Genomic DNA, 22807 nt, shown 5'->3' with positions numbered 1-22807 from the left:
CACCCGAGAGGAGCCCCCATGGATCGGCAAGGTCTGCTGTCCGTGCAGCTGTACAGCGTCCGTGACGCGCTCGCCGAGAACCAGGACCGTACGCTGGCCCGCCTGGCGGAGATCGGCTTCCGCTACGTCGAGCCCTTCGGCCTGGGGTCAGCGGACAAGAGCGCCGCGGACCGGCTGGTGGCCGCCAAGGCCCTGCGGCGCGGGCTGGACGCCGCGGGCCTGCGCGTCTCGGCCACCCACGCCGGACTGCCCGGCGACGTGGGCTCGCTGGCCGAGGAGTGCGGCGAGATCGGCGCGGACACGGTGTTCGTGCCGCACCCCCGTATGGTCAGCGGCTTCGACGAGGACGTCTTCGGCGACCCCGGGCGGCTGGCGGCGTTCGCGGACGCCGTGAACGCCGCCGGACAGACCCTGGCCGGTGCCGGGCTGCGGCTCGGCTACCACAACCACGACTTCGAATGGGCGACGCTGCCCGACGGACGCAGCGGCTACGACGCGTTCTGGGCGGCGGCGGACGACGCGATCCTCGCCGAACTCGACGTCTACTGGGCGACCGTGGCCGGAGCCTCCCCCGCCGAGGTGCTGACCCGGCTCGGCGCCCGCGCCGTGTCCGTCCACCTCAAGGACGGCCCCGCGCGGCGCGGCGAACCGCAGACCCCGCTCGGCACCGGCGACGTCGACGCCCCGGCCGCCGTCCGGGCCGCCGGGCCCGGGCTGCGCTGGCACGTCGCGGAGATCGACATCACCGATCACGACCCCTTCGAGCTGCTGGCGGGCAACGCCGCCCAGCTGGCCGAGTCGGGCCTGTCGCGCTGGTCCTGACCCGTGTCCGGTGGGGTTACCAGCAGGTGACCCCGCCGTCCACCAGCAGGTCCGTACCGGTGACGAAGCTCGCCGCGTCGCTCAGCAGGAACACGGTGGGGCCGACCATCTCGTCCACCGTCGCCATCCGGCCCAGCGGGGTGTCCGCCTCGAACTGGGCGACGCGTTCGGCCACTTCGGGGCGCAGGTTCATCGGCGTGGCCGTATAGCCCGGGCTCACGCTGTTGACCCGGACGCCGCGGGTGCACCACTCCGTGGCCAGGCTCTTCGTCAGCTGCATCACGGCGGCCTTGGAGGCGTTGTAGTGGGCCTGGGTCAGCCCCCGGTTGGCGATGGTGCCCGACATGGAGGCGATGTTGACGATGGCACCGCCACCGTTGCGCAGCAGCGCCCGGCCCTCCGCCTGACAGGAGAGGAACACGCCGGTGAGGTTGACGTCCACGACCCGCTGCCACTGCTCCGGCGGCATGTCCTCGGCCGGGGCGGCGTTGGCGATGCCCGCGGCGTTGACCGCCAGCCGGAGGGGGCCCAGGTCGCGTTCGACCGTGGCCACCGCTCCCGCCAGGTCCTCCGCCCGGGTCACATCAGCGGGGAGGGCGACCGCGCGCCGTCCCGTGCTCCCGATCGCCTCGACCGTACCGGCCAGATCGCTGCCCGGCAGGTCCAGGCAGCCGACATCGGCTCCCGTCTCGGCGAGCCCGATCGCCAGCCGCCGGCCGATGCCGCTGCCGGCTCCGGTCACCAGGGCCACGCTGTCGTCGAGGCGGAAAGAGGGGACGGGCATGAGTGCTCCTTGAGGGATGCTAGGGCGCTTGTCGTTCGGTTCGGTCGGGGCGGCCCGCCAGCCGGCGGGCCACCCCCAGGTCGGTGATCAGGACGTCGACCCAGCCGCCCAGCACCGCGGCCCGTATCGCCGCGTACTTGCGGTCGCCGCCGGCCACCGCGACGCGGCGGGGCACGGCGCGGTACACATCGGGGGTGATGCCGATGACGCGGTCGTTCAGCTCGGTGTCGAGCAGGGTGCCCTGCTCGTCGAAGAAGTGCAGGCAGATGTCGCCCACCGCGCCGAGCCCGCGCAGCTGTTCCTGGTCGTCGTCGGAGAAGATGTTGCCGCTGCGGCGCAGCAGCGGCGAGGGTTCGAGGCTGCCGATGCCCACGATGGCGATAGTGAGGTTCTTCCACGCCGCGGCCACGCTGCTCACCTTGGGGTCGCCGAGGATGGCGTCCCGTACGGTGGCGCCGGCGACCAGCCCGGGGGCCGACATGAAGACCGGTTCCGCACCGGTCAGCTCGGCGAGCCGCCCCATCAGCCGGGTCGCCTGGACCTGGACCTGCGGATCGCCCACGCCGCCCATCAGCTGGACGACCTCCTCCAGGAACCGCCCGCCCGGCCGGGAGCGCATGGCCTCGACCGCCGCGAGCAGCGTGGCGCTCCACGAGGAGATGCCCAGCCGGTCGCCCTCCATGAGCGTGGTCTCCAGATAGACCGCGGTCGCCGCGCCGAGCGCCGGGATGACGGAGTCGGCCTCGCCCTCGACATCGACGACCACCACGTCGCGCAGCCCGTACCGGGCCGCGATCTCCTCCTCCAGCTCGGCGAAGACCCCCTCGGGCGGCACCACGATGGTGCGCACGATGCCGAGCTTGGCGGCCTGGGTGAGCAGCCGGGAGACGCGCGCCTGGGAGATGTGCAGCTCCTCCGCGATCCGCGGCTGCCGCATGCCCTGCTCGTGGTAGAGCCGGGCGATCCGGGTCATCAGCCGCAGCTGCTCGTCGCTGGTCGCCATGCGCGTGGTGCGGGTCACGGGGGTGCCGGTCCGGTTGTGGGGATGCATAACGGCATCATGCCGTGGCCAGGCGCATGACCGCGGCGTCGGTCGCCTCGGCCGCCGGGAGGATGCCGCGCTGCCGCCCCCGGCTGAGGACGAGCACCCGGTGGGACAGGCCCAGGACCTCGTCGAGGTCGGAGCTGACCACGACGACCGCCATGCCGGAGCGGGCCAGGTCCGCGATCACCTCGTAGATCGCGGCCCGCGCCCCGACGTCGATGCCGCGGGTCGGCTCGTCCAGGATGACCACCTTGGGCTTGCGCTCCAGCCACTTGGCGATGACGACCTTCTGCTGGTTGCCGCCGGACAGCGTCCGTACCGGCTGCCCGGCCCGCCCCTTGACGGTCATCAGGCTGATCGCCTCACCGGCGACCGCCGCCACCCGGCGCGGGCTGAGCCAGCCGCGGTGGGAGATGCGGTCGAGGTTGGGCAGGGCCACGTTGTCGCCGATCGACAGGTCCAGGACGGCGCCCTGGCCCTTGCGGTCCTCGGGCACCAGCACCACACCCGCCTCGATGGCCTCCTTGGGCCCGCGCAGCCGCAGGGCCCGGCCCTCGACGGACACCGTGCCCCCGGTCACCGGATCGACGCCCGCGACGGCCCGTACCAGTTCGGTGCGGCCCGCTCCCACGATGCCCGCGATGCCGAGGACTTCGCTCTCGTGGACGCTGAACGACACGTCCTGGAACGACGGCCCGGTCAGGTTCCGCACCCGGAGCACCTCCCGGGCGCCCGCGGTTCCGGTGTCGGGGAAGATGCGCTCGATGCTGCGCCCGACCATCTCCTCCACCAGCTGGACCACCGGCACCTGCGCGGTGTCGTGGGTGGCGACGAGCTGCCCGTCGCGCATCACCACGACGCGGTCACAGATGCGGGCGATCTCCTCCAGCCGGTGGCTCACATAGATGAACGACATGCCCTCATCGCGGAGGGCGTCGATCCGCTCGAAGAGGTGATCGGTCTCCTCGCCGCCGAGGGCGGCCGTGGGTTCGTCGAGGATCAGCAGGCGCGCGTTCAGAGTCAGCGCCTTGGCGATCTCGACCTGTTGCTGTTCGGCCACCCGCAGGGTGCGCACCAGCCGGGTCGGGGAGATGTCGAGGCCCAGCCGCCGCAGCTGTTCCCGTGCCCGCCGGTTCATCTCGCCGCGGTCGATCCGCCCGCCCCGGTGCAGCAGCCGCCCGAGGAACACGTTCTCGGCCACGGACAGGTCCGGCAGCAGGCGCATCTCCTGGTGGATCAGGCCGATTCCGTGGCTGATGGCGTCCCCGGGGGTCTTCGGTTCGTACGGCTGTCCCTGCCAGGTCATCTCGCCGGTGTCGGAGGGGAAGGTGCCCGCGATGACGTTGGACACGGTGGACTTGCCCGCGCCGTTCTCGCCGAGCAGCGCCACCACTTCCCCGGGGCGCACCTCCAGGTCGAACCGGTCGAGCGCCTGGGTGACCCCGAACCGCTTGGATATCCCCCGTACGACCAGGCCCTGGGAGGGGCCCGCCGCCGGGTGCCGACTGACGTCTCTCATCGTCGCTGCCGTCCCTGCCGTCGTTTACGGGTGGGTGTTGATGAACTGGGTGGCCTTCTTCTTGTCCTTGCTGGTCAGGAGGAAGGCGGGCTGGAGCTGTTGGGCCGGGACCTTCTTGCCCTTGATGATGTCCACGGCGGTGTTCACGGACATCCGGCCCATCTTGCGCGTCTGCTGCACCATGGTGGCGTCGACGGTGCCCCGGCGGACGGCCTTGAGCCCGGCGATGTCGCCGTCGAAGCCGACGATGAGGTGCTTCTTCTTCGAGCCGGACGCCTTGACGGCCTGGGCGGCGCCGAGCGCCATCGCGTCGGCCTGGCCCCACAGGATGTCGATGCCCGGGTGGGCCTGGAGCATGTCCTGGGAGACGGAGTACGCCTTGTCCTGGGCCCAGTCGGCGGGCTGCTGGGACACCACCTTGATGCCCGGCGCGTTCTTCAGGGCCTGCCCGAACCCCTTCTGCCGGTCCACCTGCGGGGTGGTGCCGATCTGGCCCTGGAGGATGGCGAGCTGACCCTTGCCGCCGGACTCCTTGACCACGTAGTTCCCCAGCGTCCGCGCGGCCGCGACGCTGTCGCTGGCGATGAACGACTTGCCGGGCTCACCGGGTGGGTTGCGGTCCACGGTGACCACGGGGATCTTGGCGCGGTTGGCCGCCTTCACGGGGACGCCCGCCGCCGTGGCACCGGCGGGGATGTAGATGATGGCGCTGACCTGACGGCTGATGAAGTCCTGGATCTGGTTGACCTGGGTGGCCGCGTCGCCGCGTGCGTCCGAGACGATGACCTTGATGCCCTTCTTCTTGGCCTCGGCGGTCACGGACTGTTTGATCTGGTTGAAGAAGTCGGCCTGGAGGTTGGCCACGGCCAGCCCGATGGTGATCTGCTTGCCGTCGGCGGTCTTCGCGCCGTTGCCACCGCGTCCGCAGGCGGTGGCGCCGACGACCATGGTGGCCGCGACTCCGGTGGCTATCACGATGCGTGTCGTCGCTCGTGCCTTCATGGGAACCAACTCCTTGGCTTGTGCCCGGGGGAGATAAGAGAAGGGGAGGGGGAGAGGGGAGAGAGGGTCAGCGCGCTTCGCGGCGGCGGAGCACGTCGAGCATGACGGCCAGCGCGATCACCAGGCCGATGACGATCTGCTGGATGAACGGCGAGACCCCCAGCAGGTTGAGGCCGTTGCGCAGAACCCCGATGATCAGCACGCCGATCAGGGTTCCGGTGATGGAGCCGACGCCACCGCTGAGGCTGGCCCCGCCGATCACCACGGCGGCGATGGTGTCGAGTTCGTAGCCGGTTCCCGCGCTCGGCTGGGAGGAGTCCAGGCGCATGGTCAGGAAGACCCCGGCCAGGCCCGCCAGCAGGCCGGTGACGGTGTAGACGAGTACGGTCCGCTGCTTGACCTTGATCCCGGCGAGCCGGGCGACCTCGGCGCTGCCGCCCATCGCGTACAGGGCGCGGCCCCCGCTGCGGTAGCGCATGTACGCCCACCCCGCCACGTACAGCGCGGCGAGCACGGCGGTGCACACGGTGAAGACGCCGACGTACCGGATGGTGGAGAGGTTGTCGAACCAGTCGGGGAACCCGACGATCTGCTGCCCGTCGGTGATGACGTTGGCCAGGCCGCGGGCGATCGACATCATGGCCAGCGTGGCGATGAACGGTGGCAGCTTGGTGTAGGTGATGCCCAGTCCGTTGGCGAGCCCGCAGGCACCCGCGACGGCGATCGCGGCCACCGCGCTCAGCCACAGCGGCCATCCCTGGTCGTGCGAGAGCCAGCCGACCACCATGGTGGCGAGGGCCAGCGTGGCGCCGACCGAGAGGTCGATGCCGCCCATCACGATGACCGCGGTCATGCCGAGCGCGAGCAGACCGAGGACGGCGGTCTGGTCGACGATGTTGAGCAGATTGCTCTGGGTGAGGAAGTACGGCGTCGCGATGAAGAAGACGACGCACATGGCGAGCAGGCCGAGGGCGGGGCCGCGCGATCCGGTGAGGATGCCCGTCACCCAGGACGGCAGCCGGGCGCGGTGGGCGTCCGAGGGGGATGGTGGTGTGTCAACGGCGGGTGCGGCCTTGCCGGTCGTGCTCATCGAAACCTCCGAGTGGTCTCCGACGTCGTCGGAGCTAGTTCATGAACATCCCGCCGTCGACGTTGATCGTCTGGCCGGTGATGTACTCCGCCTCCCGCGAGGCGAGGAAGAGCAGCAGATTGGCGATGTCGTCATGGGTTCCGGCGCGTCCGAGGGGGATTCCCGCGATCCACTCGGCCATCAGCTCCCCGGGCGCGTAGTCGCCCAGCAGCCGACCCCATGCGCGGTCGTTGTAGTCCCACATCTCGCTGCCGACGATCCCGGGGCAGTAGGCGTTGACCGTGATCCGGTCCGCGGCCAGCTCCTTGGCCAGGGACTGGGTGAGGCCGACCACCCCGAACTTGCTGGCCGCGTAGTGCGGTGTGTAGAGGAAGCCCTGCCGGGCCTGTCCCGAGGCCGCGTTGAGGATGCGGCCGCCGCGCCCGTACCGCCGCATGGCGGCCGCGGCGGCCTGGGCGCACAGGAAGGTGCCGGTGGTGTTGACGGTGAGGACCTTCTGCCAGTCGTCGTGGGTCAGGTCCTCGAGCCTGCTGATGGTGATGACGCCCGCGTTGTTGACCAGGACGTCCAGCCGTCCCCAGGTGGACTCGGCGAGCCCGACGGCGCGGGCCACGTCCTCGGGGGAGGTGACGTCCGCCCGGATGCCGAGGGTGCGGGTGCCGCTGTCGTCGGCCAGCTCCCGGGCGGAGTCCTCGACGGAGGGGTCCGTGTCCACCAGCAGCACGGAGGCACCCTCACCGGCGAACCGGGCGGCGATTCCGCGGCCGATGCCGCGCGCGGCCCCGGTGACCATGACGCCCTGTCCCGCGTATCGCGCTGTCATGACGCTCCTTGGACGGTCGAGGGTTCGGGAGTGCGGTGCGGTACGCCGACGGCCCGCGCCGGGGGAAGGTCGCTGTCGCCGGAGGTGGGCTGGAGGCGGGCGCGGCGTACTGCCGTGTGCCAGTGCGCGAGCCTGCGGGCCCGGGTGGTCTCGTCGCCGCCCGGCGCGTAGCTCTCGCGGGGCCGGTCCAGCCGTTCCAGGGCGGCCCGGTCCCACACCCCGCGGGTCAGCCCCGCGAGATGGGCGGCGCCGAGGGCCGACAGGTCGCGGGCCAGGGCCCGTTCGACGAGCCGCCCGCTGGTGTCGGCCTGGAGCCGCATCAGCACCGGGTTGCCGGTCGGCCCGCCGTCCGCGAGCAACCGGGTGACCGGGCCCGTCTCCCGCTCGACCGCCGCCACCACGTCCTCGACCTGGAACGCGATCGACTCCAGCGCGGCCCGTGCGAGGTGCCCGGCCCGGGTGCCCAGGGTGAGCCCGCTGATCAGCCCCACCGCGTTCTCGTCCCACCAGGGGGCGCCGAGACCGCCGAAGGCGGGGACGACGACCACGCCCTCGCTGCTGTCGGCGGCCAGTTCCGCCAGTTCGGCGGGGCCGCGGCCGAGCACGCCCGCCAGCCAGTTCACGGTGGCACCGGTGGACCGGACGTTCCCCTCCACCGCCCAGGTCGGGTTCCCGCCGGTCTGCCAGGCGACGGTCAGGCACAGCCCCGAGGAGACCCGGGCCGCCGAGGGGACCACCGCCATCACCGACGAGCCGGTGCCGTACGTCGCCTTGACCGTCCCCGGGGTCCAGCCCGCGTGGGCGAACAGCGCCGCGTGGGAGTCACCGAGCACCGCGGTGACCGGCACCCCGTCGGCCAGCGGCGCCAGCCCGCGGGTGCTGGGGAACGGGCCCTGCGACGGTACGACCTGGGGCAGCACCTCCAGCGGTACGTCGAAGATCTGGGTCAGCCGCCGGTCCCAGGCGCAGCGGCGCACATCGAGCAGCTGGGTGCGCGCCGCGTTGCCGACCTCGATGAGATGGGCGCCGCCGAGCTTGAACAGCAGCCAGGAGTCGACCGTGCCCAGACACAGCTCGCCCGCGCGGCTGCGGCGGCGGTCGGGGTCGTACCGGTCCAGCAGCCAGGCGGCCTTCGGAGCCGAGAACATCGGATCCAGCGGCAGCCCGCTGACCTCGCGGACCAGCTCCGCGCGGGGCACGGCCCGCAACAGCGCCGGATCGCCCGCGGTGCGCTTGTCCAGCCAGCTGATCAGCGGACTCAGCGGTTCCCCGGTCGCCCGGTCCCACAGCAGCAGCGATTCGCGCTGGGTGCTCAGGCCGATGGCGGCGACGCGCGAGGCGTCCCGGCCGTCGAGGCAGGCGGCGACGGCACGCGCGCAGCCCGCCCAGATCTCCTCCGCCGACTGTTCGACCCACCCCGGGGCGGGGGTGGACAGCTCCAGGGGGACCGAGCCGTGGGCGACGATGTCCCCGCGCCGGTCGACCAGGATCGCCTTGGTCGCGCTGGTGCCCTGGTCGATGGCCAGGACGAGCGGTTCAGCGGCGCTCATGGGACAGCAACTCCCGGACGGCGACGGCGATGCCGTCGGCGGTCAGGCCGAAGTGTTCCAGCAGGAAGGAGGCGCTGCCGGTGGGCGCGAACCTGCGGTGCACCCCCAGGATCCGCATGGGCACCGGACGGTTCTGGGCGACGACGCTGGCCACCGCCGCGCCGAGCCCGCCCGTGGTGGTCGCCTCCTCGGCGGTGACGATGCCGCGGGTCTCGCGGGCGGCGCGCAGCACCGCGTCGACGTCCATCGGCTCGACGAAGGTCATGTTCAGCACGCGGACGCCGATGCCCTCGGTGCGCAGCGTCTCCGCGGCGGTGAGCGCCCGGGAGACCATCGTGCCGACGGCCATCACCGTGATGTCGTCCCCGTCGGTCAGCTGGAGGGAGCGCCCGGGCTGGAACGGCGCGTCCTGCGGGGTGACGGCGGGGATCTTGAACCGGGGAATGCGCAGGTAGACCGGGCCGTCGTGGGAGGCGGCCCAGCGGACGGCGGCGCGCGTCTGGGCCGGGTCGGCCGGGACCGCGACGGCCAGGTCCGCGATGGCCCGCATCCACGACAGGTCCTCGATCGAGTGGTGGGTGGGCCCCAGCTCCCCGTACGCCATGCCGGGGCTCTGGCCGCACAGGATGACGGGCAGCCCGTTGTAGGCGGCGTCGGTCTTGATCTGCTCGGTGGCCCGGCCGGTGAGGAACGGGCCCGCCGCGCTCACGAAGGGGATGAGCCCGCCGTTGGCGAGCCCGGCCCCGACGCCGACGAGGTCCTGCTCGGCGATGCCGACGTTGATCAGACGGTGGGGGTACAGCTCCCGGAAGCGCACCAGGTTGCTCGATCCCACCGAGTCGTTGCAGACGGCGACGATGCGCGGGTCCTCGGCGGCCAGGGCGATCAGTTCCTCGGCGAACGCCTGGCGGCAGTCGTAGGTCTGCGCGGCGTTCTCGGGTATGAGTCCTGCGGTCATCGGCTCAGCTCCTCGAGCGCGGTGCGCACCTGTCCGGCGTCGGGCACCTTGTGGTGCCACTCGACCCGGTCCTCGATGAACGACACGCCCTTGCCCTTGATCGTGTTCGCGATGACAGCGACCGGCCTGCCGGTGGGGGAGGGGCGCAGCGCCGACAGCAGCTGCGCGTGGTCGTGCCCGTTCACCTCGCGCGCCTCCCAGCCGAAGCTGGTCCACTTCTCCGCCAGTGGCTCCAGGCGCTTGGTCTCCTCGGTACGGGCGCCCTGCTGGAGACGGTTGCGGTCGACGATCGCGGTGAGCGAGCCGAGGTCGTAGTGGGCGGCGGTCATGGCCGCCTCCCAGTTGCTGCCCTCCTGGAGCTCGCCGTCGCCGAGGACGACGTACGTGCGGTACGAGCGGTCCGCGAGCCGGGCGGCCAGGGCGCAGCCGACCGCGACGGGGAAGCCGTGGCCCAGCGGTCCGGTGTTGGTCTCGACGCCCGGGACCTTGGTCCGGTTCGGATGGCCGTTGAGCGCGGAGAGCGGAGCCATGAAGGTGGACAGCTCGGAGGTCGGGAAGTAGCCGCAGTGGGCGAGCGTGGCGTACAGGGAGGCGGCGCAGTGCCCCTTGCTGAGGATGAACCGGTCGCGGTCGGGCCTGCGGGGCTGGGCGGGATCCACGTCCAGCACCCCTCCGAAGAGGGTGACGAGGATGTCGGTCACCGAAAGGTCGCCGCCGATATGGCCGAGTTGCGCCTGGTCGATCATCTGCACCACGCTCCGGCGCACCTCGGCGGCCAGCTGCCGGAGCTCGTGGACCTGGGCGTCCGGGTCTTGGGTGGCGATGCGGTGACGGCGCGCCCGGAACTCTTCGGCGCCGACTGGGTCTGTGCTGAGCATCTGAACGTCCTTGAAGTGAATATCTATTCACTAGTGAATTGTGGTGCTGGAAAAGTAGGTCGTGTTTCAGCCATGTGTCAATGGATTGCGCAGCAGCCGGAGGCGTTCACGTCGATGCCACCCTCGGGCCGTGATCCGGTCACCTCATGTCGGCGGCACGTGATTCGATGACCACATGTTCGATGACTTTCTTGCCAGTGATCTCTCCGAGGTGGAGCAGGCGGTGCGCGCGGCGGCCGCCGCGGAGATCATGCCGCGCTACCGGCAGCTCGCCGCCCACGAGATCGTGGAGAAGAAGGGCCCGCACGACCTGGTGACCACCGCCGACCGGCAGGCCGAGGAGCACCTGACCGCCTCGCTCACCGCGCTGCTGCCCGGTTCGGTGGTGGTGGGCGAGGAGGGCGTGCACGCCGATCCCGGCCTCCTCGCCCACCTCGGTGGCGACGCGCCCGTATGGATCGTCGACCCGGTCGACGGCACCCGGCAGTTCGTCCACGGGGACGCGGGCTTCGCGACCCTCGTCGCCCTCGCCCACCACGGCGAACTCCTCGCCTCCTGGACCTACGCCCCCGCACAGGACCTGATGGCCGTGGCGCGCCGCGGCCGGGGCGCCTTCCTCGACGGCGTACCGCTGCGGGCCGGGGCCCCGGAGCCGGGCAAGCCCCTCGAAGTCGCCATATCCCACTACGACTTCACCACCGACCATGAGAAGCGCGCCCTGGCCGGGCTGCGGACGGATGGCGTGGCGCCGCGCCCGTGCGGTTCGGCCGGGCTGGAATATCTGAACATCGCCCGCGGCCGTCTCGACGCGATCGCCTTCACCTGGGAGAACGCCTGGGATCACGCCGCCGGGCTGCTGCTGGTCGCCGAGGCGGGCGGGGGGAGCGCGACGCTGTCGGGCGAGCCGTACCGTATCGCCGGAGGCAACGCGCTTCCCTTCACGGCGGCGCGGAACGAGGCGACCGTACGGCATATCCTGGGCCTGCTGGCCGCCGCCGGCTGAGTGGATCCATCGGTCCCTGGAGGGACTGTCCGTGGGCGACGAGGAGGAGGCCGACGTGCCGTCGATGCTCGACGCGGTAGTGGTGGGTGCCGGGCCGAACGGGCTGACCGCGGCGGTCGAACTCGCCCGCCGCGGCTGCGCGGTGGAGATCTTCGAGGCCGCCGACGCGATCGGCGGCGGCTCCCGCACCGAAGAGCTGACCCTGCCCGGCTTCCGGCACGACCCCTGCTCCGCCGTGCACCCCCTCGCCATCGGCTCCCCGGCCTTCGACCGGATGCCGCTCGGCCGCCACGGACTGGAGTGGCTGCACCCCGAACTGCCGCTCGCCCACCCCTTCCCGGACGGCAGCGCCGCGGTGCTGGCCCGCTCGGTCGGCGAGACGGCCCGGTCGCTCGGCCCGCGCGACGCGGGCGCGTACCGCCGCCTCATGGCGCCCTACCTCGGCAACTGGGCCACGTTCGCCCCCGATGTGCTGCGCGCCCAGTGGGACGGGGTCCCGCGCGACCCGCTGACCTGGGCCCGCTTCGGGCTGAACGCCCTCCTGCCGGTCTCGCTCCTCAGCCGCCGCTTCCGTGGCGAGAAGGCGCGCGCCATACTCGCCGGGCTCGCCGGTCACGCCATCGCGCCCACCAGCGCCCCGACCACCGCCGGTCTGGCCCTGATCTTCGCGATCGCGGCCCATGAGGTCGGCTGGCCGATGCCGCGCGGCGGCTCCCAGTCGATCGCGGACGCGCTCGGCTCGTACCTGCGCGAACAGGGCGGGGTCATCCACACCGGTACGGAGGTCAAGCGGCTCGACGAGCTGCCCCCGGCCCGTGCGTACATCTTCGACACCTCACCGCGCGCCCTGGCCCGGATCGCGGGGCTGGGCAACGCGTACCGCCGCTACCACTACGGGCCCGGCGCCTTCAAGATCGACTACGCGCTGGACGGCCCGATGCCGTGGACCGCGCCGGAGGCGCGCCGCGCCGGGACCGTCCACATCGGCCCGACCGCGGGCGAGATCGGCACCGCCCTGCGCTCCGCCTTCGACGGCCGCCCCCCGGCCGCCCCGTTCCTGATCTCCGCCCAGCCCAGCCTGATCGACCCGACCCGCGCCCCCGAGGGCAAGCACACCTTCTGGGTCTACGGCCACGCCCCCAGCGGCTGGACCGGAGACCTCACCGACGCCATCGAGCGCCAGCTCGACCGCTTCGCCCCCGGCTTCCGCGATCTGGTGCTGGCCCGCGCGACGGCCGGGCCGCCCGAACTCGCCGCCCGCAACGCCAACTACATCGACGGCGACATCGCCTGCGGCGCCTTCGAGGGCCTCCAGGCCGTCATCCGCCCCAAGCTCGCCCGCGTTCCCTACGCCACGCCCCACCCGGCGGTCTTCCTCTGCTCCTCGGCCACCCCGCCGGGACCCGGCGTCCACGGCATGTCGGGCCACCACGCGGCCCGCGCGGTCTGGCGGCGGCTGCGGGGACGGTAGCGGGGACCCGCCGAGGGGGCGGGTCCATTGACGTTCACCCGCGGCGGGCCTCGTACCAGGCGGTCGAGGCCAGCGTCTGGTTGTCGCAGATCAGGACGGCCCGGCTCTGCCGCCCGTCACGGTTGTTGATCACCTTGGTGGCGGCGTACCCGGTTCCCGGGGCGACCGTCTCCAGCACCCACACGAGATTGGAGCCGTCGATCCGGTTGCTGTGCGCCGCGCAGCCCTGCGGTGCGTTCTCGATGCGGGCGAACGAACCGCAGCCGGAGCTGGAGAAGTATCTGAGGGTGATGGTGCGGCCCTGGTAGACCGCCGTCTTCGTCGCCCCGCCGGGCACTTTGGGCTGGGTGTAGCGGCCCGAGCACGCCGTCTGCTCGGGGTACCGGCCTTCGCCCGGCAGACTGCCGTAGCTCGCGCTCTGCGCGGGCGCGGCCTCGGCCGTGAGCGGGGTGAGGGCCGCCAGGCCGAACGCGAGGGCGGCGCCGAAGAGTGTGCGTCGCAGTCCGCGTCGGCGGGGGCCCCGTTCGGCCCGGTTCGTCGTCGAGGTCATGTCCGTCTTCCTCCCGGAGGTCGGATGGGTACGAGTCCGCTGAAAGCGCCTCTAAGGCTGCCCAGTCGCGACCCGGTCCGCCATGACCTCCGGTGCGTGCCTACATGACCAATCCAGATCGTAAAGTGCGGAAATCCTAAGAGATGTCCCGTAATGCCAGGTCAGACGTAATTTCCTGTGGGCAGTCGCCGGTTTGTGGTCAGCTGTTGATCTCCAGTTTCAGGTTGTGCAGGGCGGCGACACCGGCGACGGCGTGGTTGATCCCTTCTCCCTTGCGGCGGCACTGGCGGAGGAGCCGGTGGTCTTTGAGGCGTGCGATGGTGTGTTCTGCGACGGCGCGGCGCTTGCGGAACCGCCGGTAGGCCCGGTCCCTGATGATCTTCCGGTCAGGCCCGCGCCGGGGCGAGCGGATCCGCTCGATCCCTTGATAACCACCGTCGCCGGACAGGCGGGGGTGATCGGGCAGGGTCCTGCCGAGGGTCTCGCGGAAGACCACCACATCGTTGCGGTTGCCCGGCCAGGCGTCACCGACCGCGACGATACGGCGGTCACGGGCCCGGCAGACGATCTGCACGTTCACGCTGCGCCGGTAGTTCTTCGACTTCTTCGTTTTCTTCTGGTCGTGTACCGGAATGAGGGTGCCGTCCACCAGCCATAGCTCCCGCCGGTCGGTGGGCGGCGGGCCGAGCAGGGCGGCGAGGTGCGGCGCGAGGTCGGCGGTGACCCGGTGCACGGTGGAGTCCGTGGTGGCGAACAGCGCGGCCAGCTGCTCCATGGTGAGGTTGGTGCGGTAGCCCAGGACGACCAGCAGCACCCGGTCGCCGAAGGCAAGTGACCAGGGCCGCCCGCACCCGCTGTCCGGGCGGCACCGCCACAAACGGGTGATCAGTGCATGCATCTGCGGCCCGGACGGCCCCGTCCACGCCTTCAACTGAGCTGAACGGCAGGTGGCGAGACGAAGTTCCATACAACTGACCGTAACCCGAACAGACTTCACGACGTTATGCCTGACGCTGACGCTGACGCTGACGCTGACGCTGACGCTGACGCTGACGCTGACGCTGACGCTGACGCTGACGCTGACGCTGACGCTGACGCTGACGCTGACGCTGACGCTGACGCTGACGCTGACGCTGACGCTGACGCTGACGCTGACGCTGACGCTGACGCTGACGCTGACGCTGACGCTGACGCTGGTCCGGGAGAGGGGGAAAGAGGTGGCGGGTCGATCACCGGCTGCTCCTGCTCCTGGGGAGGGGCGGCGGTTTCGGGGGCCGAACCGGGGTGAGGTGTGGCGGCGGGCGAAGGATGCGCCGGTGTCGGTGATCCGGCTGCCGCTGGTCGTCGGCGATGCGGATGTCCGCCGCCGGGTCGAGCAGTTGTTTTCGGCGATGTGGCAGGTCAAACGCGCCCTGCAGCGTGATGCGCGGGATGTGGTCGACGCCTACTGGGCCGGTGACATGCGGCGCGAGAAGGACGTGAAGGCCTGGCGGGCCGAACTTGGCCTGTCCCGCACCGGGCTGGAGCGGCGCGCGTACCGGCATCTGGAGCGCTCACGCTGGTTGAGTGATCATGTGTCGAAGGCGTTGGTGATGCACCAGGCCGACGAGGTGTGGGCCGGTGTGGCCCGGCACCTGCACCCCGACGCGTCCGGGCAGCGGGCCGGGCGCCCCAGGACCGGGACCTGGTGGGAGTACACCCGTATCCCCGGCCGGGCCCGCTCGCACACCACCCACCGCAAGTGGGAGACCTTCCGCCTCCATGGCACCCTGGCCGGACACCTGGACACCTTCCGGCACCCCGCGCTGCCGCCATCGGTGACCACCCCTGCCCAGGCCGCCCAGCTCCCGCCGGGTGTGCGGGTGCTGGCGCAGCCGCGCCGCATGCCCGCCCCCGCCCGGCCCGCCGAGCGCATCCGCACCGCTCGTCCACGGGCAGTCCGGTGAGGACGTCCAGGACCGGGACCGCCGGGCGGCGGAGCGACACCGCGCCGAGTCGTCTTCGCCGGAGGGCCCACCGGGCGCGGGGACATCGTCCTGCCGGTACGACTTGCACAAGGCGCCGGACGCTGGCCCTATCTGCTCCACTACCTGGACGACCCGAGCCGGTGGCACAAGATCGACCTGGTACGGCTGCGGGATCCGGCCGCCCCGGGCGGCTGGGCCTATGAGGCCCATCTGATGGTCCTGGCACCCGGTTACGCCTCCACCGCCACCCGTACCCGGCGTCGGCAGGCCGCAGCCCTGGAGCGTGTCGGCGGGGTGGACGGCAACGTCTCCAACCTCGCTGTCGTCTCCTTCCCCGCTACCGGTGATCCGGGTGACGGGCCGGTACGCTCCGCCCGGATCATCCTGACCGGACAGGAGCAACGCACCTGGGCCGCAGCGCGCAAGAAGGCCCGGGGCCGCCAGCGCGCCCTTGACCGCTCCCGCCGCGCCACCAACCCCCAGCAGTACCGGCCCTCCCGGCGTCAACAGACCCGCGGCGAACGCCGACGGGCGGCAGGCCTGCCCGCCAAGGCCATGACCGTTCCGGCCGGACCTCGGCACACCGCCGCGACGGGAAAACCCCAACAGGCCTACCGCCGTGACACGCTCAGTACCGGCTACCGGAATCTGCGGGCCCGCCACAGTGCCGCGGCCGCGAGCGCGGCCGCCGCCTCCCATCACCGCGCGAGGAAGATCGCCGCTGCTCTGGTCGCCGCCCACGGCCCGAACCTGACCATCGAGGACTGCGACATCCGCACCTGGTTCCGCCTGTGGGGCCGCGCCTGCTCCGCCACCACCCCCGGACGGCTGATCAGTGCACTCGCCGCCGAGTGCACGGCCACCGGGGGACGGCTCCTGCGCGCCTCGACCTTCACCACTGCCCTGTCCCAGCACTGCCTGTGCGGCCGACGCCTACCCAAGTCCCTGCGCCAGCGCACCCATCACTGTGACCCGGCCGAAGGCGGCTGCGGGCTGAAAGGCGACCGCGACCTGGTCTCCGCTGCCCTGGCCGCCTTCACCACCCTCACCGCCCCCGACGTCCCCACAACCGCACGCCTGGACCACACCCGCGCCCGCACCGCCCAGATCCTCTTCACCCAAGGGCTGCAAGAAGCCCTGACCGAGTCAACCGCACCGAAGTCCGCCCCCTCGGGCCGGACCCGCGCGGCAGCCGAACCCCCCGGGACCACCCTTCCCCGGCAACGGACGGCCTCTGCTCGGCGAAATGCCGGACCCCGCACCGTGGCAACCCCGGATGAGACCCGACCCGCACCACAGCGGCCCAAGGCCCACGCCGGAACGACACGACCGCACACCGGCCGCTCCCGTACACACATACGGGATAAGTCTTAGTGCGGGATGCTGTCGATGACCTCGCGCGCGCCCTGCCGCAGCAGGGCCACCGCGACCGACGTCCCCAGGGTGGCCGGGTCCAGCGGGCCCGCCCACTCGTGCGCGTCCAGCACCGTCTTGCCGTCCGGGCTGAAGACCCGGGCACGCAGCGACAGCCGCCCGTCCCGCTCGGCCTTGGCGTAGCCCGCGATGGGGGAGTTGCAGTGCCCCTGGAGCACGTGCAGCAGCATCCGCTCGGCGGTGATCTCCTTCCACACCTCGGTGTCGCCGAGCCCGGCGACCGCCTCGATCGTGGTGGTGTCGTCCTCCCGGCACTGGAGCCCGAGCACCCCGGCGCCGATCGGCGGGCACATCGTCTCCACAGGGAGGATCTCGCTGATCACGTCCGTGCGGTCAATCCGCTCAAGACCCGAGACGGCCAGCATCAGCGCGTCGCAGTCGCCCGCCGCCATCTTCTCCAGCCGCCGGTTGGCGTTGCCACGCATCGGCACGCACTCCACATGCGGGTGGGTGACGGCCAGTTGGGCGACCCGCCGCACCGACGAGGTGCCGATCCGGGTCCCCTCCGGCATCTGGTCCAGCGTCAGCCCCTCGGGGTGGATCACCGCGTCCCGGATGTCGTCCCGCTTGAGGTAGGCCGCGAAGACCGTGCCCGCGGGCAGCGGCCGGTCGGCGGGTACGTCCTTGATGCAGTGCACCGCGAGATCCGCCTCACCCGCCAGCAGCGCGGCGTCCACCTCCTTGGTGAACGCGCCCTTCCCGCCCAGCTTCGACAGATCCCCCATCCAGCGGTCGCCGGAGGTGGTGACCGGCACGACCTCCGTCCGGATACCGGGCCGCAGCGCGGCCAGCTCGGTGCGGACCCGCTCGACCTGGGCGAGGGCCATGGGCGAGGAACGGGAGACGATACGGATCAGATCGGCGGACGACATGGCGTAGAGGATAGGCCCTCCGCGGGGCCGCTATTGCCCGGCCCCGGGGAAACCCTCCGCGACCAGCGCGGCAAGGTCGACGTACGCGTCGAGGGTCTTGGGGGCGAGGTGGTCGAGGTCGATGTCGCGCTGGGTGGCCACGTACTCGTCGTACGGCACGACCACCACATCACGGGTCCGGTTCCGGAACCTCTCCGCCAGCTCATCGTCCGTCCGGGCCTCGGTCTCGGACGACCTCTTGATCACGGTGACGGCGCGGCGCACCAGCTCCGCGTGACCGTCCAGCTCCAGCCGGTCCAGGACCGTGTGAACGCTGAACCCGTGCTCATCGTCGGTGGTGGTGACGACGATCATCTGGTCGGCGAGGTCGAGGATTCCCGGTCTGGCGTTATGGAACGTATCGGTGTCGACGAGGACGACCGCGTAGCGGCCGCTCAGCTTGGCGATGGCGTGGCGGTTCTCCTCGTCGGCCAGCTCGCTCCGCGAGGAGCCCCCCGTGAGGATCTCCAGCCCGGACGGGGTCTGTCTGGTGCGACCCATGGCGATACGGATGCGACCCATGGCGATGCGGAAAGGGTCCGTGTCGAACGCGACGACCTTGTCCTCGCGTTCGCTTGCGAGGATCGAGCCGAGTACGAGCGTCGTCGCGGTTCGCTCGGCCCCCGCCATGTGACTGATCACCATGATGCGGTGGGTGGACGTCAGCGGTGTACGGATGAGGTCGAGTTTGCGCTGCCGCTGGGCCTTTCCACCGAAGCGGAAGCGGGACGTACGACGGGGGGAGCGGGGCTGGGGGGTTGGGGCGGGAGTGTCCGGTGCCTCGGCCGGGAGTTGGGCGTCCGTGGACTCCACGTCGTACGGCGTGGTGTCGCCATACGTCTGCGTGGACGGCAGACACTGCACGAAGACATCCGCCACCTGACCCGCCGTCGGGCGGCGGTCGGGGCGGTCGTTGAGGCAGGCGCCGATGACGGAGAGCAGCCGGGGTTTGAGCCACAGTGTTTCGTCCGCCGAGGTCTGCGGGGTCGGCTGGGCGTCACTCATGGCGCGGAGGATCACGCCCAGGGCGTAGACGTTGTCCGCGCGGGTGGGAGCCTCCTGGCGGAAGTCGTCGATGGCCGCGTCCGTCCAGCTGGTCAGCTTCACCGTCCGGCCGACGACGAGCACGCTGTCCGCCGTCAGCTTCCTGAGCACGATGCCCTTCAGCGCGCACATGTTCACCGCCTCGGCGAGGCGCAGGCCGATGGTGGCGGCGTGCACGGGGTCCAGCCGGGATGCGCCGTCGTCCAGCAACGAGGACAGCGTCGGGGCCGGGGAGCCGTCGGGGAGGCTGACGAACTCCGTCACGATCCAGGGCGGGACGCGCTTGAGAGCGCTGGCGTTGAGCTGTGGCGCGTAGTGCCCGAACATTCGCCGCAACGCCCTTGCCTCGGCCTCCAGCTCCCGCTTGGCGCTCGGGGCGCTACGGATCACCACATGGTGGGAGCTGCGTGTCTCGTGGGCCAGATAGACGTCGTACCCACCGCTGCCGCCGAGCCTGCGGTCGATCTCGTACCCCGGGAACGACGGTTGGCCGCTCTCCGGTTCGGGATCCCGTGCGGAGGGCGTCGACTGTGGTGGTGCCGTCTCCGGCCGGAAGTCCATGAGGAACTGCCAGACCTCATGCGCGGTGGGGCGGTTCTGCCGCTCCAGGCATGCCATCACCAGCGCGCGGACCGGCGCCCAGGCGTCGCCGTCCCAGCGCGGCATGTCGTAGTCGTCGACGCGGGGGCGATGCGTGTGGCCGCTGCCACCGAGACGCAGCAGGATGTCGCCCAGCGCCGCGACGTTGTCCTCGGGGGTCGCCGGGACCCGGCCGGACGCGTCCGGGGACGGCATGCCGTCTATGCAGGCCGAGGACCAGCCGGTGAGGATGACGTCCTCGCCGGTGAAATGCACGGTGCTGAGGGTGAGGTCGCCGTGCGCCATCCCCTCCGCGGCACACACCCGCACGGCGTCCGCGACCTGCCGGGCGATCCGGAGGGCGGTGTGCGCATTCCACTCCGTGGTGGTCGAGCGGAGGAGGTCGTCCAGCCGGTCCGCGACGAAGGGCTCCTCCGCGATCCACGGAGGGTCGTCGCCCAGCCCCTCGCGCAGCAGGGCGCACGCATGGCGTCCGTGCATCCGGCGCAGCGCCTCCGCCTGGACGCCCAGCAGCGCGGCGCCGTGGGGCTCATGTTCGGGGTGGACGACGCTGACGACGGCATCCTCGCCGTACGCGTCCCGGCCCAGGAAGGGGGCGACGCGCAGCCCCGGCGGTCCGGCCCGCAGCAGCCGGTACGGACCGATCGCGTCCGGATCACGGATTCCGAGGCGGCGCCACTGCCGCGCCGCCCTGCTGGTCGCGAACACCGAGGACGAGGGCGCCCCCAGCCGGGCCGCCAGCCGCCGTTCCACCGTGCTGAAGGGCCGGGCGCCGGGCGGGAGGCGGTCCGTGCCCGCCGTATGGGCGAGCCAGGCCGGGAAGTCGGGGGAGCGGCCCGCCAGTTCCTCCAGGCGGCGGCCGATGGTGCGGCTGGTCGCGACCAGTTCGGCCAGCGGTACGGCCCCCAGCAGCGCCTGCTGGGCGGCGTCGGTGAAGGCGAAGGGCGGGTGTTCGGGCGGCAGCGGGTCCGGGCCCGCCGAGGCGGGCGGCTCGACCGGGCGCATCAGCCCGCCGAGGAACACCTCGGCCAGCCGCCCGGTGTCGGACCGCCCGTCCACCGCCTTCTGCACCATCCGCATCACCGGCACCGGCAGTGGGGCGACCGCCGACAGATGGGCCGCCAGGCGGTACGCCTCCGGGGACGCCGCGTCCCGGAAGAGCTGGACGCGGCCCAGCTCATCGGCCGGAGAAGGGGACGGGGATGAGGCCGGGCGGGCGGCGCCGCGCGGCGGGGCGAGCAGCGGCAGGACGGCCGTGCCGCTCGCGGAGGCGATCAGCCGCGCCCAGTCCGCCAGCGGCCCGGCCTCCGGTTCCAGTACGGGCACGGGCACCCCGTCGAACCGGGCCAGGGCGGTGGGCAGCACCGGATCGGCGACCGACCAGTCCGCGTTGGCCGAGCCGGGCCTGCGGGTCCGTACCTGCCAGCGCCGCGTCCGGATCCCGGAGCTGTCCCACAGCCGGGGCGGCAGGGCGTGCACGACCGCGGTGGGCCCCACCCCCGCCCAGCGCGCCAGCACCTGGTCCATCCGCCCGTCACGCCACGCTGCCCCGACCCCGTCGCTCACCACCAGCACCAGCGTGTGCCCGGACGGGTCGGACAGCGCCGTCGTGGGGAGGTGGGGCGCGTCCGGGTCGTAGGGCCGGGTCCGCAGCGCGGGGGCGGCGGCGCCGCGCGTGTGGAGGCCGAGGACCCGTACGACGCGGAAGGCGCCCGAGCGTTGCAGCACCGTGCGCAGCTCGACGGCCAGCCGCCGCCACAGCAGCATCGACGTGCCGTCGTCGACGACGAGCGCGAGGTCGAGCCAGCGCTCGCGGGCCGGGCGGGTGATCACGTCCGGCAGACCGGTCTCGGCGAGTGCCGCCGTGGTGGCGACCTCGTCGAACTCCCGCTTCAGCGGATTGGGGCGGTGCTGTTTGAGCGGGCGCAGGGCGCGGCCGATGGAGAGTTCCTGGTGCAGCGCCTTGTCCTCGGGCACGCGCAGCGGCAGCCCGCGCCGTCCTGCCTTGGCGACTCGGCGTCCGCGCCGGGCCCGCCGGGGGTGTGGCCTCCGCCGTAGAGGCCGTGCGGCGCGCGCTCGGCGGGGCGGTGGCGGTCCCGGGGATCGGGGAGTGCGGAGGGTGCTTCCCGCTCCCGCGGCGGCGGGTCGGTCGGAGCGGTGTCCTGCGGTGCGGCCTCGGTTTGCCGGGCCGGGGCGGGCCGTACGGCGGGGGAGGCGGGCACGGCCGGGGCGGCGGGGCGCGTGTCGGGCAGGGGCACTCCGGCGCGCGCCGCCGCGCGCTCCAGGGGCGCCCCCGCGGCGTCGCGCTCGGGCAGCCGCCCGGCCAGCCAGAGGGCGTCGAGCAGCTCTTCCCGCGACAGATACACGCCGCCGGACGCGAGGACCGTGATGGCCTCGTCAAGCCGTTCCAACGGCCCCTCGCCGCCGTCCCCTCGGGCCATGGGTCACACCGCCCCGCCCAGCCGGTGCAGCACCGCTTCCAGCAGCTCCTGTGCCGTCACATCCACCCCGCCCGACCGCAGGAACACGGCGTTCAGCAGCTGATCGGTGGCCAGCTCGCGCGCCGCGCGCCGCCGCAGGAAGACCTCCAGGAGCTGATCGACCTCCTCCAGCGCCTCCTCGCCCAGATGCGCGGTGACGATCGCCCGCAGCCGCTCCTCGTCGGGGGTGGGGAGCTCCAGCCGTACGCAGCGGCGGAGGAAGGCGGGCGGGAAGTCGCGCTCGCCGTTGCTGGTGATCACCACGACGGGGAACTCCTCGCAGGCCAGCCGCCCCCGCCGTACCGTGGCGCGTTCGCCCGACCGCTCGGTGAGCACCTCCACCACCGACTGCTCCTCGGGCAGCCGGGCCAGCTCGGGGATCTCGAACTCGCCCTCCTCGAAGACGGTCAGCAGGTCGTTCGGCAGGTCGACATCGCCCTTGTCGAGTTCGTCGACGAGCAGCACCCGGGGCCGGTCGTCCGGCACCAGCGCGGTGCCCAGCGGGCCGAGCCGTACGAAGCTGCCGATGTCGGGTTCGGCCTCGCCGCGGTCCCGCATCAGGGTCGTCTCGCGCAGCCGCCCGATCGCGTCGTAACGGTAGAGCGCGTCCTGCACGGTGGACCGGCTGTTGACCGGCCAGCGCAGCACCTCGCCCAGCCCCAGTTCGTGCGCGACCGCCCGCGCGAGGGACGACTTGCCGGTGCCCGGGCTGCCGGTGACGAGCAGCGGACGGCGCAGATGGAGGGCCGCGTTGACCACGTCCGCGTGCTCGGGCGAGATGAGATACGGCGACGTCCGGGCCGCGGAGTCGTGCTCCCCGTGACGCGCACCGCTGCCGAAGCGGCGCCACGGCGGGGCGGGCGGCATGTCGACCTG

At 72.3% G+C, this 22807-nt stretch carries 19 protein-coding genes; 5 read left to right on the top strand and 14 right to left on the bottom strand.

Annotated elements, in window-relative coordinates; all coding sequences use genetic code 11:
- Positions 1 to 18 precede the first annotated feature (18 nt).
- A complete protein-coding gene (locus tag SSOG_RS10560) occupies positions 19 to 822 on the top strand; it encodes a sugar phosphate isomerase/epimerase family protein (protein ID WP_039937129.1) in 804 nt (267 codons plus the stop codon).
- Positions 823 to 838: 16 nt separating this feature from the next.
- Here SSOG_RS10560 and SSOG_RS10555 read toward each other — a convergent pair whose 3' ends face one another.
- The 9 genes from SSOG_RS10555 to SSOG_RS10515 all read right to left on the bottom strand — a co-directional run bounded on the left by SSOG_RS10555 (position 839) and on the right by SSOG_RS10515 (position 10471).
- A complete protein-coding gene (locus tag SSOG_RS10555) occupies positions 839 to 1606 on the bottom strand; it encodes an SDR family oxidoreductase (RefSeq protein ID WP_009714206.1) in 768 nt (255 codons plus the stop codon).
- Positions 1607 to 1625: 19 nt separating this feature from the next.
- Positions 1626 to 2657 (bottom strand): sugar-binding transcriptional regulator, encoded by a 1032-nt coding sequence (locus SSOG_RS10550; protein ID WP_245606269.1) that lies wholly within the window; start codon positions 2655 to 2657, stop codon positions 1626 to 1628.
- Positions 2658 to 2664: 7 nt separating this feature from the next.
- Complete coding sequence (locus SSOG_RS10545; protein ID WP_009714204.1) at positions 2665 to 4170, bottom strand: sugar ABC transporter ATP-binding protein; 1506 nt, start codon at positions 4168 to 4170, stop codon at positions 2665 to 2667.
- A gap of 24 nt (positions 4171 to 4194) precedes the next feature.
- Entirely contained in the window at positions 4195 to 5172 is a 978-nt protein-coding gene (locus SSOG_RS10540; RefSeq protein WP_039937127.1) for a sugar ABC transporter substrate-binding protein, read from the bottom strand.
- 67 nt (positions 5173 to 5239) lie between these two features.
- Positions 5240 to 6262 (bottom strand): ABC transporter permease, encoded by a 1023-nt coding sequence (locus tag SSOG_RS10535; RefSeq protein WP_009714202.1) that lies wholly within the window; start codon positions 6260 to 6262, stop codon positions 5240 to 5242.
- Between the two features lie 34 nt (positions 6263 to 6296).
- Positions 6297 to 7085 (bottom strand): SDR family oxidoreductase, encoded by a 789-nt coding sequence (locus SSOG_RS10530; RefSeq protein WP_009714201.1) that lies wholly within the window; start codon positions 7083 to 7085, stop codon positions 6297 to 6299.
- Positions 7082 to 8635, bottom strand: coding sequence for an FGGY family carbohydrate kinase (locus SSOG_RS10525; RefSeq protein WP_009714200.1), 1554 nt, complete (start codon positions 8633 to 8635; stop codon positions 7082 to 7084). Before SSOG_RS10525 ends, SSOG_RS10530 begins: the two co-directional genes overlap by 4 nt.
- Positions 8622 to 9593, bottom strand: coding sequence for a transketolase family protein (locus tag SSOG_RS10520; protein ID WP_009714199.1), 972 nt, complete (start codon positions 9591 to 9593; stop codon positions 8622 to 8624). Before SSOG_RS10520 ends, SSOG_RS10525 begins: the two co-directional genes overlap by 14 nt.
- Positions 9590 to 10471: a transketolase gene (locus SSOG_RS10515; RefSeq protein ID WP_009714198.1), complete on the bottom strand. Its 882-nt coding sequence runs from the start codon at positions 10469 to 10471 to the stop codon at positions 9590 to 9592. The genes SSOG_RS10520 and SSOG_RS10515 overlap by 4 nt, the downstream gene beginning before the upstream one ends.
- Positions 10472 to 10646: 175 nt before the next feature.
- Between SSOG_RS10515 and SSOG_RS10510 the strand changes: the two genes are divergently transcribed.
- Together SSOG_RS10510 and SSOG_RS10505 are read left to right on the top strand one after the other, a co-directional pair.
- Positions 10647 to 11474, top strand: coding sequence for an inositol monophosphatase family protein (locus SSOG_RS10510; protein ID WP_009714197.1), 828 nt, complete (start codon positions 10647 to 10649; stop codon positions 11472 to 11474).
- 64 nt (positions 11475 to 11538) lie between these two features.
- Positions 11539 to 12945, top strand: a complete 1407-nt coding sequence (locus SSOG_RS10505) for a phytoene desaturase family protein (protein ID WP_199844458.1) — start codon at positions 11539 to 11541, stop codon at positions 12943 to 12945.
- Between the two features lie 34 nt (positions 12946 to 12979).
- On the opposite strand, the gene SSOG_RS10500 is transcribed toward SSOG_RS10505, so the two are convergent.
- Positions 12980 to 13495: a hypothetical protein gene (locus tag SSOG_RS10500; protein ID WP_009714195.1), complete on the bottom strand. Its 516-nt coding sequence runs from the start codon at positions 13493 to 13495 to the stop codon at positions 12980 to 12982.
- A 199-nt stretch (positions 13496 to 13694) separates the two neighbouring features.
- Positions 13695 to 14462 carry a transposase gene (locus tag SSOG_RS10495; protein ID WP_245606268.1) on the bottom strand — a complete coding sequence of 256 codons (768 nt, stop codon included), beginning with the start codon at positions 14460 to 14462 and terminating at the stop codon, positions 13695 to 13697.
- On the opposite strand from SSOG_RS10495, the gene SSOG_RS55850 reads away from it, so the two are divergent.
- Together SSOG_RS55850 and SSOG_RS55845 are read left to right on the top strand one after the other, a co-directional pair.
- Complete coding sequence (locus SSOG_RS55850) at positions 14443 to 15441, top strand: hypothetical protein (protein WP_009714194.1); 999 nt, start codon at positions 14443 to 14445, stop codon at positions 15439 to 15441. The genes SSOG_RS10495 and SSOG_RS55850 overlap by 20 nt on opposite strands.
- A gap of 234 nt (positions 15442 to 15675) precedes the next feature.
- Positions 15676 to 16836 (top strand): basic proline-rich protein, encoded by a 1161-nt coding sequence (locus tag SSOG_RS55845; RefSeq protein WP_009714192.1) that lies wholly within the window; start codon positions 15676 to 15678, stop codon positions 16834 to 16836.
- Here the strand turns inward: SSOG_RS55845 and hemC are convergent.
- From hemC to SSOG_RS10475, 3 genes are all read right to left on the bottom strand, one after another.
- A complete protein-coding gene (gene hemC / locus SSOG_RS10485; RefSeq protein WP_009714191.1) occupies positions 16833 to 17768 on the bottom strand; it encodes a hydroxymethylbilane synthase in 936 nt (311 codons plus the stop codon). The two genes, SSOG_RS55845 and hemC, sit on opposite strands and share 4 nt — an antisense overlap.
- 30 nt (positions 17769 to 17798) lie before the next feature.
- Complete coding sequence (locus tag SSOG_RS10480; protein WP_281048192.1) at positions 17799 to 21782, bottom strand: SAV_2336 N-terminal domain-related protein; 3984 nt, start codon at positions 21780 to 21782, stop codon at positions 17799 to 17801.
- Positions 21783 to 21895: 113 nt separating this feature from the next.
- A partial coding sequence (locus SSOG_RS10475; RefSeq protein WP_039940943.1) for an AAA family ATPase occupies positions 21896 to 22807 on the bottom strand: 912 nt, incomplete at its 5' end.

Origin of the sequence: Streptomyces himastatinicus ATCC 53653 (assembly GCF_000158915.1) — a bacterium.
GTDB lineage: Bacteria > Actinomycetota > Actinomycetes > Streptomycetales > Streptomycetaceae > Streptomyces > Streptomyces himastatinicus.
This window is presented reverse-complemented; position numbering and strand designations above follow the sequence as displayed.

Coding starts and splice junctions, on each gene's coding strand:
- SSOG_RS10525 (WP_009714200.1), bottom strand. CDS start 8,635: ATGAGCGCCGCTGAACCGCTCGTCCTGGCCATCGACCAGGGCACCAGC.
- SSOG_RS10520 (WP_009714199.1), bottom strand. CDS start 9,593: ATGACCGCAGGACTCATACCCGAGAACGCCGCGCAGACCTACGACTGC.
- SSOG_RS10555 (WP_009714206.1), bottom strand. CDS start 1,606: ATGCCCGTCCCCTCTTTCCGCCTCGACGACAGCGTGGCCCTGGTGACC.
- SSOG_RS10505 (WP_199844458.1), top strand. CDS start 11,539: ATGCTCGACGCGGTAGTGGTGGGTGCCGGGCCGAACGGGCTGACCGCG.
- SSOG_RS10560 (WP_039937129.1), top strand. CDS start 19: ATGGATCGGCAAGGTCTGCTGTCCGTGCAGCTGTACAGCGTCCGTGAC.
- SSOG_RS55845 (WP_009714192.1), top strand. CDS start 15,676: ATGGTCCTGGCACCCGGTTACGCCTCCACCGCCACCCGTACCCGGCGT.
- SSOG_RS10535 (WP_009714202.1), bottom strand. CDS start 6,262: ATGAGCACGACCGGCAAGGCCGCACCCGCCGTTGACACACCACCATCC.
- SSOG_RS10510 (WP_009714197.1), top strand. CDS start 10,647: ATGTTCGATGACTTTCTTGCCAGTGATCTCTCCGAGGTGGAGCAGGCG.
- SSOG_RS10540 (WP_039937127.1), bottom strand. CDS start 5,172: ATGAAGGCACGAGCGACGACACGCATCGTGATAGCCACCGGAGTCGCG.
- SSOG_RS10515 (WP_009714198.1), bottom strand. CDS start 10,471: ATGCTCAGCACAGACCCAGTCGGCGCCGAAGAGTTCCGGGCGCGCCGT.
- SSOG_RS10530 (WP_009714201.1), bottom strand. CDS start 7,085: ATGACAGCGCGATACGCGGGACAGGGCGTCATGGTCACCGGGGCCGCG.
- SSOG_RS10495 (WP_245606268.1), bottom strand. CDS start 14,462: ATGGAACTTCGTCTCGCCACCTGCCGTTCAGCTCAGTTGAAGGCGTGG.
- SSOG_RS10500 (WP_009714195.1), bottom strand. CDS start 13,495: ATGACCTCGACGACGAACCGGGCCGAACGGGGCCCCCGCCGACGCGGA.
- SSOG_RS10545 (WP_009714204.1), bottom strand. CDS start 4,170: ATGAGAGACGTCAGTCGGCACCCGGCGGCGGGCCCCTCCCAGGGCCTG.
- SSOG_RS10550 (WP_245606269.1), bottom strand. CDS start 2,657: ATGCATCCCCACAACCGGACCGGCACCCCCGTGACCCGCACCACGCGC.
- hemC (WP_009714191.1), bottom strand. CDS start 17,768: ATGTCGTCCGCCGATCTGATCCGTATCGTCTCCCGTTCCTCGCCCATG.